This is a genomic window from Cognatishimia maritima, from assembly GCF_900129685.1.
GTDB classification, from domain to species: domain Bacteria; phylum Pseudomonadota; class Alphaproteobacteria; order Rhodobacterales; family Rhodobacteraceae; genus Cognatishimia; species Cognatishimia maritima.
In genome coordinates, this window is sequence record NZ_FQWM01000003.1 from 13,529 (window position 1) to 29,686 (window position 16,158).

A 16,158-nucleotide genomic window follows, 5' to 3' on the forward strand; every position below is an offset into this window, starting at 1 on the left:
GTTGTTAGCTCAGCATCCCAAAGAGATCACGCGGATCGGAAGGATCAGCCAACATGTCGAGGTGTTCAAAGAACTCTGTGCCTTCGATTTTTGCGCGCACGTATTTCAGGGCGCTGAAGTCCTCAACCGCAAAACCAACACTGTCAAAGAAGGTGATCTGACGATCATGTGTGCGGCCCTCGGCTTCTCCGCGCATCACCTGCCAAAGATCGGTGACTGGGTAATCATCAGGCAGCTGCTGAATGTCGCCTTCGATGCGTGTTTGTGGCGGGTATTCCACAAAGATGTCCGAGCGGCGCAAAACGGCTTCGGCAACCTCGGTTTTACCCGGGCAGTCACCGCCAATGGCGTTGATGTGCACACCATCACCCACCATGTTGTCGGTCAGGATGGTTGCGTATTGCTTGTCAGCTGTACAGGTGGTGATGATCTCAGCACCTTCCATCGCTTCCTCTGCGGTCTTGCAAGAGACAACATTCACACCAGCAGATTTTAGGTTCGCTGCGCATTTTGCAGTTGCCGCTGGGTCGATGTCGTACAGGCGTACGTTTTCGATGCCACAAACAGCTTTGAAGGCCAGACATTGGAACTCTGACTGAGCACCGTTGCCGATCATGGCCATTGTCTTTGATCCCTTTGGCGCCAGATGACGACCAACCAGTGCCGACATCGCCGCAGTGCGCAACGCGGTCAGCAGGGTCATCTCGGTCAGTAGCTTCGGATAGCCGCTGTCTACATCCGCCAACAGACCAAAGGCGGTCACGGTTTGCAGACCCTCTTTGGTATTCTTTGGGTGGCCGTTGACGTATTTGAAACCATACATCTCGCCGTCAGAGGTCGGCATCAATTCGATAACGCCCACGTCAGAGTGGCTTGCCACACGCGGGGTTTTGTCAAACAGCTCCCAGCGTTTGAAATCTTCTTCGATGGCAACCGCCAGCTCAGACATGAATGTCTCTGCGCCGATCGAATTGACCAGTTTGATCATATTCTCAACAGAAACAAACGGCACATAGGCCAAGGGTGAGAACTTAAACTCCATGGTGTATCCCAACTATTAATTATGTGAGGGGGCGCCGGAAGTACCAGCACGTTTTGCAGCGTTTCGATCCAGAATGAACATGACCGAACCCGAGATCAGAATGATGACAATGCCAAGCTGGGCGAGCAGACCCGTGGATTGCCCCCAAAGCACGAAAGACCAGATCGCAGCGAAGACGAGGAAGGAGTATTCGCAAACGGCCACAAAGTCAGTCTCGCCTGCGCGGTAAGCCTGCGCGATCACCGAAACCGCGACTGTCGCGCCAACGGCCTGGCCAAAGGTTAAGACGAGGAAACGAGGGCTTATCCCCTCCCATCCGCGTGTGAAGAACTGTTGGTTTTCAACAGGGACCGGAAAAAGGGTGAAATAGATCATCAATCCAAGGCTTGCGATCCCCATCGCAGTAAAAACGCCCAGTGCCAAAACGGGTGCGCTTTCAGCCTCGCAGAAGTGTTTGGTGAACAAAGCGCCCAACCCATAAAGTGCCCCTGCCAAGAGTGGCAGTACCGACAAGGCGGTCAGATTGGTGACATCCGGCTGCAATAGGAGCAAAACACCGACGAAGCCAGCCGCCATGGCGACAACACGACGGCGGCCAATCCGTTTACCCAGAACTGTTACAGAGAACAGCATCACCCATATTGGCGCGCTAAAAAGGCCAGCCCCTGCCTGCGACACGGGAAGCAGTCCCAAAGTCGCAAAATAGACCAGCAATGCCGCTGCAACTGTCGAGCTGCGCAAAACCAAAGCGCGCATGCTGCGCGGTTTGATCGAAATACTGAAGACCATGGCGATGACAAACAACATAGGCACCGCAAAAAATGTCCGCACAACTTGAAACTGCCACAGCCCTGAAATCTCAGACACCGCCGCAACGAAATTGTCTGAGAAACTCAGGATGGCCGAAGCCAACAGAGCCAGAAAGGCTGCCGCCAGATTGTTGTTCAAAGTCGCCATGGATTGGCTCCCAAAGGTAAAGTTACGCTGCGCGTTCTGAAGCGTAGGCGTCCATCGCCTCAAGGGCTTCATCTAGGGTCCGGATTGCACCGGCCTGTAGATATTCCATCTGTGCAAGTGCTGCGCTATGTGCCTCTGTACTGGAGGCCGCGACGCAGTCTTCGATCGTACGGCAGTAGTAATCACCCTGATGACCATCCGCGAATGTGTAGTGAACACATACGTTGGTCAGCCCGCCGACCAGCAAAAGCGTATCGACCTTTAACCCTTTTAGCAGAATTTCCAGATCGGTGCCGTAGAAGGCAGAGTAGCGGCGTTTCTGGATCAGATAGTCGTCATCGCGAAAACCCATCTGCTCCCGCGCAATGTCGGTGTTTGGGTTGTTGTCCAGACAATGCACATCTTCATCGCCATCCAGCTCTCGCCCGAAGTCCACCAAATTGGCCCGATGGATTTCTTGGATGAAGATCACAGGAATATCGCTTTCACGCGCCTTGTCGATCGCAGTCCGCGCTTTCAGCAGTCGCGCCGCATGTCCCGGCATGTGGTCAATACTGCGCGCATCATCGTCACGGCCAATGAAGATCCCTGCCTGAATATCGATCACCAGCAACGCTGCATTTCCTTCGATCAAATTCTTCCGCACTTGGTTTGGATTGGCCATGATCCACTCTCCGATTGTCGTGTTCTGTTTTCATTCTGCTTGCAAATTGAGCAATCATCGCCAAAAACGATGCCAAATCTTGCAAACCACCCCCAAAACCTACGGGGCACAACGATATTCCGAAATTAGATTTATCTTGTGCTGACCGAAGGTAAAACCTACGGTGATCCAATGTTCAGTTCTCTTCGGCACCTCAACGCCCTGCGCGCGTTTGAATCTGCGGCCCGAAATCGAAGCATCGCAAAGGCCGCGACAGAGCTTCATGTCAGCCACAGCGTTGTCAGCCAACATGTTAGAAACCTTGAAGAATGGCTGGGTGTGTCCCTCTTTGAACGGCACAGCAATCGCATCGAGCTCAGCGAAGATGGCAAGCATCTGGAACCTCAAATCGCCTATGGCTTGCAGATTCTCAGCGATGCCTGCGACAACCTGTTGAGGTTGTCCCAATCGGGCACCGTGAACATTTCGGCGGAACCTGCGATTGCCTCGCGTTGGCTCAGAAAAAAGATCACAGAGTTCTGTGACCAGCACCCGAAAATCGAATGCAACCTGCGATCAGAATGGCGCACGCCTTCCATAGACGAGGATCAAGTTGACCTGATTGTGCACTTTGAAGAGCGCTTGTTACGGTCGCGCACCGAAAGTGACCGTTTGTTCCCGATCGACGGATTTCCAGCCATGGCGAAGTCCAAATTGGACCCGAACTTTGAGCCGGAAGCAGAGGGAAACCTTGTGGAGTTTCCGCTTATCCACGACAACGGGCGACATATTTGGCAGCATTGGTTCACGGAATTCACAAAGGAAGGCAAGCGTTGGAAAGAAGGGAAGGTGCACTCCGATCTTTCCCTTGCCATAGAAGCGGCCGTTGACGGCGAAGGCCTTGTTCTAGCTGACAACATCATCTGCGGCAAAGAACTCGCCTCTGAACAGTTGGTGAAGGTCGATGACCGCACCATACGCTGCACATGGTACCGTGTCGCGATTGAAGAAAACGCTCCGTCAAATTCGGCGGCTATCGTGTTGCGGGATTGGCTGGTGACCGAGGCCCAAAAAGAAGATTTTGCAATCTGACAACCCAGTCCGGTCAGCCCTTTCGGCTTCAAATCAGAAGAAACGTTTTATCCACCGCTGAGCGAAAGTTATTCGCGTTCCCAAGTTTTTTAGGACTGTGACAAGCTCTATCGCGGGTCGCACTTGACTTCAAAAGTGGACTCGAAGCACTGCAAGCGACCAACGCGAACTCGTGGATCCGCCGCCCCCTGAGGCGGGACTTCCCTTTCAAAACAGCGTGTTCCGTTGGTCGCTTCTAACTTGGAACAATGCTATGCCAACAGACACAACAGTAACGCAGCAAAGCAGCCTTGTATGGCTGAAGATGATCATCGGATCATTTTGCGGCTTCGCCTTTTTCATGATTCCATTCAAATGGGATGGTGAACTGACAATCTTAATTTCTCTTATTCAGGACAAAATCAGCGCTCCGGTCGAAGGCCAACTGCCTTTGGTGATCGTCGCGCTAATGGTGCTATCCGCACTTGGTTCAGTCAGCGGTACGCTCACGGGCGGCGCTGGTATGAACAAGTATTTCAAATCAATTTTTGTAACATCCGTGATGTCGCTAATTTTCCGCGTGGCAGCGGCAGTTATGTCGATTATGGCCTATTGGAAACTGGGCCACGAAGCGGTCTGGAACGAATATACCGGCGAAATTATCATCATCTATTTAATGCCATCGCTGCTGGTCATCTTCCTGCTAGCGACCACCTTGCTGCCGCTTCTGTTGGATTTCGGTGGGGTTGAGTTCATCGGCGTCTATCTGCAACCGATGTTCAAACGCCTGTTCCGCCTTCCGGGCCGCGCCTCCGTTCTGACAGCAACTTCTTGGATCGGCTCTGGCACCAACGGGATCATCGCGGCAGATATCGACTACAAAAAGGGGATGTATACGGCGCGTGAAGTTAGCATCCTTTGCTTGGGTTTCGGCACAATTTCAATGCCAGCGGTCTTTATCTATACCACCAGCATCGGCGGCCTCGAAGTTGGCACTTTCCTCTACTTTTTCTTCACCCTTTTTGTGGTGGGTGTTGTGTCCACCATGGTGATCGCGCGGGTACCGCCGCTGTCGTTGAAGTCCGATGAGTTTTATCAAGGCAAAAAGAACCCAATGTTGGAGCTGCCAAAGGACGTATCCCGCAGCAAACTGCAACGCGCCAGCGATATTGCTTACAAAAAGGCAGAGAAGGCTCCGGGTCTAGGCAGGATCTTAAAAGATGGTGTGCTGACCACCTTTGAACTTTACATGACCGTTTTCCCTTTGATCGTTGTTATCGGTATCCTCGCCCTTGTGGCAACAGAGTTCACGCCGATCTTCAAATTCATTGCGATCCCTTTGGAACCTCTCCTGTCCACAATCGGCATGCCCGAGGCCTCAGAAGCTGCGCCCGCCTTCTTGGTTGGCTTTGCTGATTTACTGCTTCCATTCCTAGCGGCGGAAGGTATTGAATCACAGCTGACCAAGTTTGTAATCTGTGTTACCGGTACAGTGACGGTAATCTGTATGAGCGAAACTGGAGCGATTCTGCTTAAGTCCGCAATCCCCGTGAACTTTACCGATCTGGTTCTAGTCTTCCTTTTGAAAACTGTAGTGTCCATTCCAATCGCCCTCGCGATGGGTCGCCTATACGGTCTAAACTGAGGAATTGGATCGCCCATCCGCTTTGTTGCACCTTTTCCGTGTTTCATGATTTATCAATAGCCCAGAGTGTCCCAAATAGGGCCATGGTAGGCATCGTGCTCTGATACCCAACCTTCTGCCACCCAGGCATAGTAATTTCGGGATTTCTTAGAATTACGGGCTGGTTTCGTCATGTGAAGTTTCCAACATTACCGATGGGATATTTTCGGTATTGCCGTTTGGTCTTCCTTCATTGTTGTGAGCGGCCTCAGCTGGCAGGTCCAGTGTGATCGTGAGTGTGTTGTTGGGCGGATTGGCAGCGCTATGATGGTTTCAGGCGCTGGCGGGCGATAGCCCAGAGCACAGTTCGAGGTGCACCTTGATTTGTAGACTCTTTGCTCCTAAATTTTGAGGCGAGAGCGCCGCGATGAGGACAAGCAATTACAGTGGCCATTTCAAGCGCGATGCGGTGCAGCAAATCAAAGTTCGAGGCAATCAAGTTCGCGAGGTCTCCGAGCGTCTAGGTGTCAGCACACATTCATTGTACAAATGGATAAAGCTGTATGGAGAGTCCTCACCAAAACATGAGGTTGATCATGATGCTGGGAACCGGCGGCTTAAGCGTGAGCTTGTAGATATGTACGGACCCTCGGGGCACTTTCGTAACACCGTCTCGGATGGGTTTTTGGATCCAGAGGTAACATTTAAATCGGTATTCGGGGCGATGCTGGATACATCTGGGAGTTTTCAACAATGTCAGACACGACCGTGGTTGAGGCAAAAGATATCACCGAGGAACGTCTGCCAGAAATTATCGCATTGGCTCGACAGGTCGTAGGGGATGCACCAGCCCATGTCCTTTTACATCAACAGCCTCGATCCAGCAGTCGCCCCAGGCCTCGGCGCCGGAACGCCGCAAGCTGTAGGCCTTTCGACACGTGAAGCCATGAAATTGTTCCAGGGATTCAAAGTTTTGAACTTTGTCGAAGGCGACATCGTCGAAGTTGCTCCGGCCTATTGCCCCACCACTAACACCGCCCAATACGGTGCGCAGATGCTGTTTGAAATTCTCAGCCTGATGCAGTTTTCTCCCTCACTCCCTTCAAAATAGAAAGACGAAGAATGGCGATTGAACGTAAAGAACCCGATAACCGCATGAGCCAGATCGTGATCCATAACGACATGATCTATCTTGCTGGTCAGATCGGCGAAGGCCCAGATGTGACGTCTCAGACCATTTCGGTGTTGGCCGAGGTTGACCGTTTGTTGGCTGAGGCGGGCAGCAGCAAGTCTAACATTCTACAGGCGCAAATCTGGCTCTCTGACATCTCCACCGTGGCAGAGATGAACGAAGTCTGGGATGCTTGGATTGACCCAAAAAATCCGCCAGCACGCGCCTGCGTGGAAAGCAAACTTGTCACACCGGACTTCCTTGTTGAAGTTATGGTGACCGCCACCAAAGGCTAACCATGACACATTTTTTGACTGCCGAACAAACCTCTGCAGCACTAGAAATGAGCCCGTTGATTGATGCGATCGACGGGCTTTTTGAAACGGGCTGTGACATGCCGGTTCGGCACCACCACAGTTTTGACGTACCCGGTGAAGAGGCTGGCACGCTTTTGGTGATGCCCGCGTGGCGATCCGGTGATCATCTTGGCGTAAAGATGGTCAATGTGGTGCCTGGCAACGGAGCCCGTGGTCTACCTGCGATTGCAGGCGTATACATCCTCAGTTCTGCCAAAACAGGTGAACTTCAGGCGATTATGGATGGCGCAGAACTGACCGCACGGCGCACGGCGGCCGCATCGGCATTGGCAGCTAAATATCTGTCGCGGCCTAATGCTCGACGCTTGCTGATTGTTGGTGCAGGAAAACTCTCGCTCAACCTGATCGAGGCGCATTCAGTGCATCGCCAATTTGATGTCATCGAGATCTGGGCACGTCGCCTTGAGCAAGCCGAATTGGTTGCCGAAAAGGCGCGGGCTTTAGGTTTCCCTGCAAGCGCGTGCGGTGATCTAGAAGCTTCTGCACGGGACGCAGATGTGATCTCCTGCTGTACGCTGTCGCGTGAGCCGCTGGTGCTTGGCGAATGGCTAAAACCCGGTTCGCACCTCGACCTGATTGGAGCATTCAAACCGGACATGCGAGAATGCGACGATGATGCCATCGTGAATGCCTCGGTATTTGCGGATACCCGCGATGGGGTCTTCGCCGAAGGAGGCGATATTCTGCAGCCTCTGAAAGCGGGATTGATCTCTAAAGAGCACGTGAAAGCCGATTTATTCGATCTTTGTCGTGGTGATCATGGAGGACGCTCCGACGATCAGGAGATCACCGTATTCAAATCCGTTGGCGCGGCGTTGGAGGATCTGGCAGGAGCAATGCTGGTCTATGAAAGTTTGGCAGAGTGATCCCCAGCCAAACCTTTTCGTCTTAGATTTACTCGCAAAGACCGAAATGCGGTCTAGGTCAAACTTTAACGACACCTGATCGCCAACAGTTGACTATGCAGCGCTCGATGTCCCTGACCAACTTGTCAGCGGCGTCCTTCGATGTAAATCCCGGAGACAAATTGTGACCTGCTCCCCTTAAAGTCCGCTAATTTGGGTTAGCTCTGTTCAGGTTTTGGTCTTTCTTTGACTGGTTAGCATATTCTGCTGGCGTTCGGCCAGCGAAGCTTGTGTGCGGGCGGTGATGGTTAAAGTCGTTGCGCCACGATGCGATCAGATTGCGGGCATGCCGCAGGCTTTCGAACAGGTGTTCGTTCAAACACTCATCCCGCATCCTGCCGTTGAAGCTTTCGCAGTATCCGTTTTCCCAGGGTGACCCTGGCTCGATGTGGGCGGTCTTCGCGCCGACGGCAGTGATCCCAGTCCCGAACAGCCTGTGCTACGAACTCAGGGCCATAACACCTTCGGAATGACGTTGATTTAGAGGCTATGATTGCCTGCGCAGCCCTCAAATAGCGCAGCAGGTGATCATAGCCGGGTCTCAGGTCTCTACAGTGGTTTTGCAACAAACCACACCGCAAGGGAGACCGACTATGACCGATGCCACTATTGCACAAACCGCGCCTGTTTTGGTTGCGATTGATATCGCAAAGGCCCGCCATGAAGTTTTGATTGCTGTTCCGGGTAGAACGCGGCGTCGCCGCCTAACGGTTCTGAATCGGCTCGACGACTTCAACCGATTGATTGCCACACTCTCGGATTATGACCGTCCTGTCCGCGCAGCCTTTGAGGCGACGGGCAATTACCATCGCGCTTTGGCTTACCGGCTTGGGGACGCCGGTTTTGATGTGAAGTTGGTGTCTTCGGTCGCATTGGCGCGCACCCGTGAAGCCTTGAACAACAGCTGGGACAAGAACGACCCCAAGGATGCGCAGGTCATCCTGCATATGATGCAAATCGGGAACGAGCAATTCTATCACGATCCACTGTTGTGCGGTACGAATGATCTTCAGGAGTTGTCCAAGACGCACAACATCGTCTCGCGCTCAAAGACGGAACTTTGGCACCGGGTGCTGACTCATTACCTGCCGCTGTATTGGCCTGAGGCTGACCGCTTTCATCGCAGTTCACGCAGCGACTGGTTCTTTGCGTTCCTCGAACGCTATCCTTCGCCACACTTTATCTCAGACATGAGCCAAGAGGCATTCATTACCGATGCGTGGGAGGTTGTCGGTTGCAAAGTCTCAAAAGAGCGTTTACTTGCAGACATTTATCAGACCGCCAAGTCATCTGTAGGCTTGCCCATTGCCCCAGACTCCGACGCCGCCAGGATGTTCCGTTTGGTCTTAGGCGAAGGGCGCAGCCTGATTGCACAGCGCAATGAGATTGAGGACCGTGCTGTCGAACTGCTCGCGAACAACAGCGACTATCAACTGCTGACTTCTATCCCGGGGATCGGGCCAATCAATGCCCTGACCATCTTGGCAGAGGCAGGCGATCTGCGCCGCTTTCAGCATCACCGCCAGTTTCTGAAGTTCTGTGGGATGGACCTCGCGACGATCCAATCCGGCACATTCCGTGGCCAAACCAAGCTCTCAAAATATGGGAATGCCAGATTACGCCGCACGCTGTGGATGGCTGGTCAGGTGGCCATCATGCAAAAGACCAACAGCTTCCGTGACAAGTTCGAGCGATACATTGCCAAAGATCGTCAAAACACCCATTTGCGCCGCAAGGCGTACACCGCAATCGCCGCAAAAATGGCCCGTACCGTGCACGGGATCATCAAACGCGGCGAACCCTATCGTCCCTTCTTTGAGGGATGATCGACGCAGAAGGACCTTTCTCTGTAAGGGCCGTATAGGCGAGAATTCGACCTCGTAGATAATGTTCAGGCCTTCTGCTCAACGACCAAAAGATCTCGTCTTAAGGACGGTGAGAGCCGCAAAAGCGTACTCTGTGTTTGTTATGGGAGAGACATGTTGTTGACCAAAATGCCGAACTGACACACATTCAAACGTGCTGGAACGCTTCAGCATGACAATGATCTGATGCCAAATCAGCCGATCATTCCGCACATAGGACGTTATCCGACCGGATGAATACCGGAGTGCCGCGCAGGATAAACAGGTCCGTCAGCGCGTCGATGACATCTGTCGAGTTCAGCTTGCGCTGTACCTTGATCGCTAGGCATTCACGGCTGTGTTCATCAATGATGTTCAGTGTCCGGAAGACCTTTCCATCATCTGTCCGGCAATGCACGAAGTCATAGCTCCAGATATGGTTCCGATATTCGGGCCTCAGCCTCACGCATGATCCATCATTCAGCCAGAGCCGCCCCTTCTTCGGTTGTTTTGCTGGAACCTTCAGCCCCTCTCGTCGCCACAGCCGTTCGACACGACCATCGCTCACGGACCAACCCGCCTCTCTGAGCAGAGCCGCGATCCGCCGATAGCCGTAGCGGCCAAACTGTCTGGCCAATTCGATCATGTCAGCAACCAAACGATCCTCATCGGCGCGGCCTTTCGGGATATGCCTTTGTGTGGAGCGATGCTGCCCGAGAATCCGACAGGTCCTGTGACCTGCGTTCCGATACTTTGAACTGGCTTCGAACGTGATCGATACATGCGCGACGGCGAGCGGGGCTTAGTAATTTCCCTTTGCGGCTTCCTTCAGGATTAATTTGTCCAACGTAAGATCAGACACAGCTCTTCTGAGCCGTTCATTTTCCTTTTGAATTCGCTTCAGCTCCTTCAATTGATCCACACCCATTCCGCCATACTTCTTACGCCAGCGGTAATAGGTTTGTTCAACAACACCGATCTGTCTGATTGCATCCAGACGGGACATGCCTTGCCCCATCAACACCTCAACTTGCCGTAACTTCGAAACTATCTCTTCTGGCTTCGGTCGCTTGTTTGCCATTCTTGGTCCTCCGTTTCCTAAACATAGCGGCGGACCAAATCAGTAGGGGAGGCTCAGCCACTTCTTGCTCCGGGATTGACAACACTTCGCCCGTGGCGATGGCACCGTGGACTTGAAAGACGCGCTTCGCCAAATCAACGCCGACAATGAAAGCTTCAGACATTTTATCCTCCTGCAATATCCACAAGCTGAAGCAGTTCGGGCGGCTCAATAATGAACCGGCAGGAGGGGCATCCAATCCATCAGTATAGAATGTGCCCATCACCGCAAACACCCCGCATAACCAAACCAATAAGATGCGCCGGACTCTCACATAATTTTGGACGCCAGCCAGCCTAACTTCTCTGACGACGGTAGCTCTCGACGCAGTCGCGGCTGAGCTCGATGCTACAATCGGTGATGAAGAATACAGCCTCTCCCAGTAATTGGCGATGTATTTTGGGATTGGTTAAACCTGAGCGCTCTTGTCTGAAAGAATCTAATGTCAAATTTATTTCTCAAGGCTCAAGATGCCCTGATCGCGTAGCAAATCACTTAGTCTGGCGATAGCTTGGCATATCTCCGACTCAGTCAAAGATGAGTATCCAAGCATTACCATGTTTCCTGGAGGCTCCCCACTGAAATCAAATGCGGCGCCGCTCGCTAAAGAATAGATTCCTATTCCTATTGACCGCGCCTTTTCCTGAATAATCTGACCACTTCCGATGCCTTCAGGCAAATGCCAAACGAAGTGCAACCCGCTGTCCTGCCCAGTAATTTTGGGGTCGCCAAAATGGCCTTTCAAGGCTTCAATAAGGACATCTCTTCGCGCTTTATATATCTGACTTAGTTTCCTAACGTGGCGATCAAAGTGCCCTTCATTGATAAATTCGGCCAACGCTTTCTGTTCCAACCAAGATTGCCCATTGCTCATGTGGGCCTTCGATACACGTGCATCGTTCCAGAAAGATCTTGGGAGTACTGTAAAGCCTAGCCGTACACCTGCGCCCACTGACTTGGAAAATGATCCAACATAAAAGACCCTTCTTCCCCGATCGAGACCCGATAAGGCCGTTAGTGGCGGGCCATTGTAGCGAAATTCGCTATCGTAGTCATCTTCAATTATGAAACTCTCCGTTTCCTCCGCCCACTTTAGCAAGGCCAAACGTCGGCTCAAGGACATCATTACACCGGTTGGAAATTGGTGGGATGGCGTAACGAACAGCAGATTTCGCCTCTTGTTTGGCAATAAGTCTACTCGGATGCCTTCGTCGTCGACAGGAATTGGCTCTATTGGAAGCTCTTCCTGCTGAAACAACAACGACGCTCCAATATAGCAGGGATTTTCAATACAAAGCCGTCGGGTGTGGTTTCTCAGAACTCTCAATATGAGATTGAGCGCATCTTGTCCGCCAGTTGTGACAATGATCTGGTCAGTGCTGACATCCATGCCACGGCTACGCGCCAAACGATCAGAAATTGCTTTTCGTAGTTCTGGCAGACCGGCAGGATCGCAATAATCGGTTAGATATCGAGGGCCATCCGACGCAGACAGGATGCCCCCGACTATTCGGCGCCAAGTCTTGAGCGGGAATGCACCGGCAGCGGACCGCCCTACCCAAAAATCGAAAGCCGGCCGATTCACTTCTCCGCCCGGTGATCCGGCAAAACATAAGAGAGGATCGCTAGATTGATTCTCAATATCATCTGTTGGCACAAGCTCATCTTTGAGGTTGCGAACCAAAAGCAGATCATCTGGAGGAATTGATGTGACGAACATGCCGGCAGTGCCGCGAGAGGCAGTATATCCCTCGGCAGCGAGCCGTTCGTAGGCAAACATTATTGTGTTGCGCGAAACACCTAACTGGTTTGCTAATGCTCGACTTGACGGCAAGGCCATTCCAGCGCGCAGGCGGCCACACAAGATCAGGTCTCGGATCTGATCAAACACTTGTACCTGCAGGGATGCTTCCGCTTCGTGGTTGATTGTGAGCATAAGTTCCAAAGTGTTATCCCCACAATCTCATGGTCCACCGCACATTGGACTGAATTTGAAAAGATCTCAATTTTTTCGAGCATCTTATTAAGCCATTTATGCAGTCTACGGGGTCGCCACCTAGCAGATCAGTCCTCAAATCCAACTTCTCATCCAAAGTTAATCCTCCGATACATCGCCACGAAAAGTATGCTACAAAAAATTGAAAGGGGGCCTTAAGAACGCAATTATCTCTAGTGCAATTTGGCATGAATACACGTTTAGGCTGCATGGCGATACCATATCCAAGAATTAACGCCGGCGCTGCGAAAACTTGTGAGGTGGCTTCTCTTCCGTTTGAATTGGAAGCCTCGCAGTTTCGCAACATATCGCATTGCGGGAATCGTCACTAAAAGATCGGATACAAGCGCTCTACTCTACCTGCCTGGTCACAATGATTTCATATCGTACGGAATGAATGTATCGCACAAGAAGTCCCCTATCTAAATTCAGCAGAGTTTTCTGCGCAGACTGAAACAACATTTGCTCGATCTCTATGTAACGAACCTGATTGTGTTACTTCGTGCGTTCGCAAACCTACTATCCTTGTAGATTATGACGCATCAAAGCATTTCCATCCACAGCTTAAAGTTTACTCTGCGGAATGTTTGTCCGTGTCACGATAATCCAAAAAACGCCGACGTCCCAGTTTTTATTGCAACGGCTTCCGTTCCATCGAGCACAACCATGCACTATCTCGATATTGCGAAAGCTTTATCTAAAGCTAAGAACCTATTTCATCTAGATCATCATCTCCCGATGTGTACGCAGGTTTTCTTCTCTCACTTTGCCGTAGGTGATCCTCCTCAAATTAAAGTCTCCTGTTTCCGTCTCCAATCGCTGCTTGATTAAAAGCAATCTGCCTATTTAAAGCTTTTGGTTGGAACGAAAAGATTCTATTTGCCGTTAGTTGTCTCTGGAAAACCCTAATGCTTCCATACGCTCTTCCGCTCCCTCTAGGAGAGGCTGTTTCTTAATAATTTTGGGTAGAGTTGGCGCTTTTTCAGCATTAACCTCTGTCCAATGCTCTTTTTCCTCAGGAAGATCCAGATCTTCGTAGATTGCCTGAACGGGGCAAAGGGGCACACAGGCGGCGCAGTCGATGCAAGCCACCGGATCTATATAGACCCGGTCGTCGTCCCCATGGAAACAAGAAACAGGACATACTTCGACGCAATCGGTAAAGCGACATCCAGTGCAATTATCAGTAACAACAAAGGGCATTATTTCTTCCTAACTAGATTTAGACGGCTGAGATTTTAGTGACTTCAACCAAAATATCAGAGTATGTTGGTGCAGAGCCAAGATTGGCCATTCGTTCAGAGCTTACTGCATTTACGGAGCCTTTGTGACTGCCGTTGCCGCCAGTCTTTTTCTGCCAATGGCCATGAAAACTCGCAATCACGCCCTTCATGGTATCGTCAGTCACTTTCGCCGCACCAGTGAAGGACCCACGGTCGTTGAAAACGCTAACGGCGTCGCCGTCTTCAATTCCGCGCTGCTTGGCATCAGCAGGGTTCATGATCACGATTGGCTCTCCTTCTCTGCGCAATTGCTTGAATTCGTTTGCGTATTGAGAGTTTAAGAAGCCATGCGATTTGGGGCTAATGATATTTAGCGGAAACTTCTCAGATAGCTCAGGTGCACTTTCAGGAGACTCAAACGGGGGAGTGTATCCTGGAAGCGGATCGATGTATCCTGCGAGTTGCTGTCCGTTATACCCCGCTCTGAATGGCGGCGGCACAAATGTTCCGTCTGCAGCCAAATTCGATTTGAACTCGCATTTTCCTGAAGGCGTATCAAAGTTTCCTTCCGCATGGGGTGTTCTGGTGTCTTTGTCCCCTGCCGCCACTTTGGCATAGCCGTTCTTTTGAAGGTCTTCCAAAGTGATACCTTCCATAAATGGCGAATCCCAATCCAAATAGTCGCGGATCATTTCTTCATCTGTTCGCTTCCATTCGGGCTCATCAAATCCCATCAGTTCAGCAAGTCGACGGAACAATTCCGTGTTGGGGATCGCTTCGCCGGGCGCTTCAACGGCCTTGTGATTGTACGTCCAGTAAAAGTGTCCCCATGAGAACATGACATCGGTCTGCTCGGCCTGCATTGTCGCTGGCAGGATGATGTCAGCATAGGCTGCAGTATCTGTCAGAAAGAGTTCGCTGGACACAACAAACAAGTCCTCCCTCGAGAGACCTTTCTTGATCATCTCTGTGTTTGGAGACTGCACAACGGGATTGATATTGTAGATCATCACAGACTTTAGCGGCGGATCCGACAGTTCATTCAAAGCCGATCCGAGATTGTGCAGGTTAATCACACGAGCACCTTCCTTGATCCAATCCGGTCTGCACATTGCATCCCAATCAAGAGCAAACGGTGCCAAAGTTAGTCCGAGGTTACCGCCACCCACATGGCGCCATGCGCCGATTAATGCAGGCAGGCAACTGATCGCCCGCGCAGTCTGCCCGCCATTCCGGTGGCGCTCGATTGCAACGCCTTGTCGAATTACTGATGGGTTGTTCCCGGCGTATTCGCGCGCCAACGTCAGGATATCTGCCTCGGGAATACCCGTAATAGAGGAAACCTTGTCCACCGGATATTCGGCTGCTCGTTCGGCAAGTTCCTCGAAACCTTCAGTGTGCTGAGCGATATATTCCGCATCGGTTAGGCCTTCAGAGATAATGATGTTCATCATACCAAGTGCAAGCGCGGCATCGGTTCCAGGACGAATAGGGATGTGCCAATCGCTTTGAACGGCAGTCCGGCTCTTGAGCGGGTCGATCACAACGACCTTTGCACCATTACGGCGCGCCTCTTCGATAAAGGGCCAGTGGTGCGAACCAGAGCTCAGCGTATTGACGGCCCAAAGGATAATGTATTTCGAGTGAACCAGACTCTCCGGATCGACACCGGTACTCCCTCCGATGCTGAGGTGTGTACCGATTTCCCTGCCAACACCGCAGAATGTCTTTTCCGCAATTGTCGACCCTAATCGGTTGAAGAAAGCATCCCCTGCAGTGAGCCCATTAAGAACACCTTGGTGGCCCAGATAATGGACAGGCATGATCGCTTGGGGACCAAACTCATCTATAATGCCCGTCCAACGTGACTTGATCTCTTCCAGCGCTTCGTCCCAGGAAATACGTTTGAACTCCCCAGATCCCTTTGGACCAGTTCGCTTCATAGGATACAAAATACGATCAGGGTTATTGTGGTGAGCAGCAAAATCATTGAGCTTCGTGCACAGCCGCCCGCGTGTTACGGGATGGTCAGGGTCACCCTTCACATCCTTCAACTTTCCATCCTCAACGGTATAGATGAACGCGCACGTATCGGGGCAGTCCTGAGGGCATGCGCCTCTTACAGTAGTAGTTACATTTGTCATGTTTTCACTCCCTAAGGATTATGAGATCAAAAGACTTTCCG

Annotated in this window: 12 protein-coding genes and 3 pseudogenes; 7 read left to right on the forward strand and 8 right to left on the reverse strand. The window is 51.6% G+C overall.

Translation table 11 applies throughout. From position 1 onward, the window contains the following. Nucleotides 1–4 precede the first annotated feature (4 nt). From BUA39_RS08580 to BUA39_RS08590, 3 genes are read right to left on the reverse strand one after another with little or no spacing between them, the layout of a single operon-like run. The gene (locus BUA39_RS08580) at nt 5–1,042 is read right to left on the reverse strand and encodes an ornithine cyclodeaminase (protein ID WP_072792813.1); all 1,038 of its coding nucleotides are present in this window, start codon (nt 1,040–1,042) and stop codon (nt 5–7) included. 15 nt (nt 1,043–1,057) lie between these two features. Continuing rightward, nucleotides 1,058–1,999 carry a DMT family transporter gene (locus BUA39_RS08585; protein WP_072792814.1) on the reverse strand — a complete coding sequence of 314 codons (942 nt, stop codon included), beginning with the start codon at nt 1,997–1,999 and terminating at the stop codon, nt 1,058–1,060. A 22-nt stretch (nt 2,000–2,021) separates the two neighbouring features. Continuing rightward, complete coding sequence (locus BUA39_RS08590; RefSeq protein WP_072792816.1) at nt 2,022–2,663, reverse strand: cysteine hydrolase family protein; 642 nt, start codon at nt 2,661–2,663, stop codon at nt 2,022–2,024. Between the two features lie 171 nt (nt 2,664–2,834). Here BUA39_RS08590 and BUA39_RS08595 point away from each other — a divergent pair, with 171 nt between their 5' ends. The 6 genes and pseudogenes from BUA39_RS08595 (at nt 2,835) to lhpI (ending at nt 7,751) form a co-directional block, all read left to right on the forward strand. Continuing rightward, nucleotides 2,835–3,734, forward strand: coding sequence for a LysR family transcriptional regulator (locus tag BUA39_RS08595; RefSeq protein ID WP_131814587.1), 900 nt, complete (start codon nt 2,835–2,837; stop codon nt 3,732–3,734). Between the two features lie 253 nt (nt 3,735–3,987). Further along, nucleotides 3,988–5,358, forward strand: coding sequence for a YjiH family protein (locus BUA39_RS08600; RefSeq protein ID WP_072792819.1), 1,371 nt, complete (start codon nt 3,988–3,990; stop codon nt 5,356–5,358). A gap of 406 nt (nt 5,359–5,764) precedes the next feature. After that, nucleotides 5,765–5,977 (forward strand): annotated as a pseudogene (locus BUA39_RS16970) (transposase); the annotation flags it as partial. A 213-nt stretch (nt 5,978–6,190) separates the two neighbouring features. After that, nucleotides 6,191–6,448, forward strand: coding sequence for an arginase family protein (locus BUA39_RS16890; RefSeq protein WP_072792823.1), 258 nt, complete (start codon nt 6,191–6,193; stop codon nt 6,446–6,448). An 11-nt stretch (nt 6,449–6,459) separates the two neighbouring features. Continuing rightward, on the forward strand, nt 6,460–6,804 hold the full coding sequence (locus tag BUA39_RS08615) for a RidA family protein (protein WP_072792824.1): 345 nt from the start codon (nt 6,460–6,462) through the stop codon (nt 6,802–6,804). A gap of 2 nt (nt 6,805–6,806) precedes the next feature. After that, nucleotides 6,807–7,751, forward strand: a complete 945-nt coding sequence (gene lhpI, locus BUA39_RS08620; protein WP_072792825.1) for a bifunctional Delta(1)-pyrroline-2-carboxylate/Delta(1)-piperideine-2-carboxylate reductase — start codon at nt 6,807–6,809, stop codon at nt 7,749–7,751. A gap of 187 nt (nt 7,752–7,938) precedes the next feature. On the opposite strand, the pseudogene BUA39_RS08625 reads toward lhpI, so the two are convergent. Then, nucleotides 7,939–8,181: pseudogene (locus BUA39_RS08625) on the reverse strand (integrase core domain-containing protein); the annotation flags it as partial. A 202-nt stretch (nt 8,182–8,383) separates the two neighbouring features. On the opposite strand from BUA39_RS08625, the gene BUA39_RS08630 reads away from it, so the two are divergent. Next, nucleotides 8,384–9,616, forward strand: a complete 1,233-nt coding sequence (locus tag BUA39_RS08630; RefSeq protein WP_072792826.1) for an IS110 family RNA-guided transposase — start codon at nt 8,384–8,386, stop codon at nt 9,614–9,616. A gap of 259 nt (nt 9,617–9,875) precedes the next feature. Here the strand turns inward: BUA39_RS08630 and BUA39_RS16590 are convergent. The 4 genes and pseudogenes from BUA39_RS16590 to BUA39_RS08655 all read right to left on the reverse strand — a co-directional run. After that, a pseudogene (locus BUA39_RS16590) lies at nt 9,876–10,715 on the reverse strand (IS3 family transposase); the annotation flags it as partial. Nucleotides 10,716–11,205: 490 nt separating this feature from the next. After that, nucleotides 11,206–12,690 (reverse strand): MocR-like pyridoxine biosynthesis transcription factor PdxR, encoded by a 1,485-nt coding sequence (gene pdxR / locus BUA39_RS08645; protein ID WP_084604841.1) that lies wholly within the window; start codon nt 12,688–12,690, stop codon nt 11,206–11,208. 945 nt (nt 12,691–13,635) lie between these two features. Then, nucleotides 13,636–13,953, reverse strand: coding sequence for a ferredoxin family protein (locus BUA39_RS08650; RefSeq protein ID WP_072792830.1), 318 nt, complete (start codon nt 13,951–13,953; stop codon nt 13,636–13,638). 19 nt (nt 13,954–13,972) lie between these two features. Then, nucleotides 13,973–16,117, reverse strand: coding sequence for a molybdopterin-containing oxidoreductase family protein (locus BUA39_RS08655; RefSeq protein ID WP_072792831.1), 2,145 nt, complete (start codon nt 16,115–16,117; stop codon nt 13,973–13,975). Nucleotides 16,118–16,158: the final 41 nt, after the last annotated feature.

Bases quoted from the DNA above. Each gene is read 5' to 3' on its own strand.
- BUA39_RS08580 (WP_072792813.1), bottom strand. From the start codon at position 1,042: ATGGAGTTTAAGTTCTCACCCTTGGCCTATGTGCCGTTTGTTTCTGTT.
- BUA39_RS08585 (WP_072792814.1), bottom strand. From the start codon at position 1,999: ATGGCGACTTTGAACAACAATCTGGCGGCAGCCTTTCTGGCTCTGTTG.
- BUA39_RS08590 (WP_072792816.1), bottom strand. From the start codon at position 2,663: ATGGCCAATCCAAACCAAGTGCGGAAGAATTTGATCGAAGGAAATGCA.
- BUA39_RS08595 (WP_131814587.1), top strand. From the start codon at position 2,835: ATGTTCAGTTCTCTTCGGCACCTCAACGCCCTGCGCGCGTTTGAATCT.
- BUA39_RS08600 (WP_072792819.1), top strand. From the start codon at position 3,988: ATGCCAACAGACACAACAGTAACGCAGCAAAGCAGCCTTGTATGGCTG.
- BUA39_RS16890 (WP_072792823.1), top strand. From the start codon at position 6,191: ATGTCCTTTTACATCAACAGCCTCGATCCAGCAGTCGCCCCAGGCCTC.
- BUA39_RS08615 (WP_072792824.1), top strand. From the start codon at position 6,460: ATGGCGATTGAACGTAAAGAACCCGATAACCGCATGAGCCAGATCGTG.
- lhpI (WP_072792825.1), top strand. From the start codon at position 6,807: ATGACACATTTTTTGACTGCCGAACAAACCTCTGCAGCACTAGAAATG.
- BUA39_RS08630 (WP_072792826.1), top strand. From the start codon at position 8,384: ATGACCGATGCCACTATTGCACAAACCGCGCCTGTTTTGGTTGCGATT.
- pdxR (WP_084604841.1), bottom strand. From the start codon at position 12,690: ATGCTCACAATCAACCACGAAGCGGAAGCATCCCTGCAGGTACAAGTG.
- BUA39_RS08650 (WP_072792830.1), bottom strand. From the start codon at position 13,953: ATGCCCTTTGTTGTTACTGATAATTGCACTGGATGTCGCTTTACCGAT.
- BUA39_RS08655 (WP_072792831.1), bottom strand. From the start codon at position 16,117: ATGACAAATGTAACTACTACTGTAAGAGGCGCATGCCCTCAGGACTGC.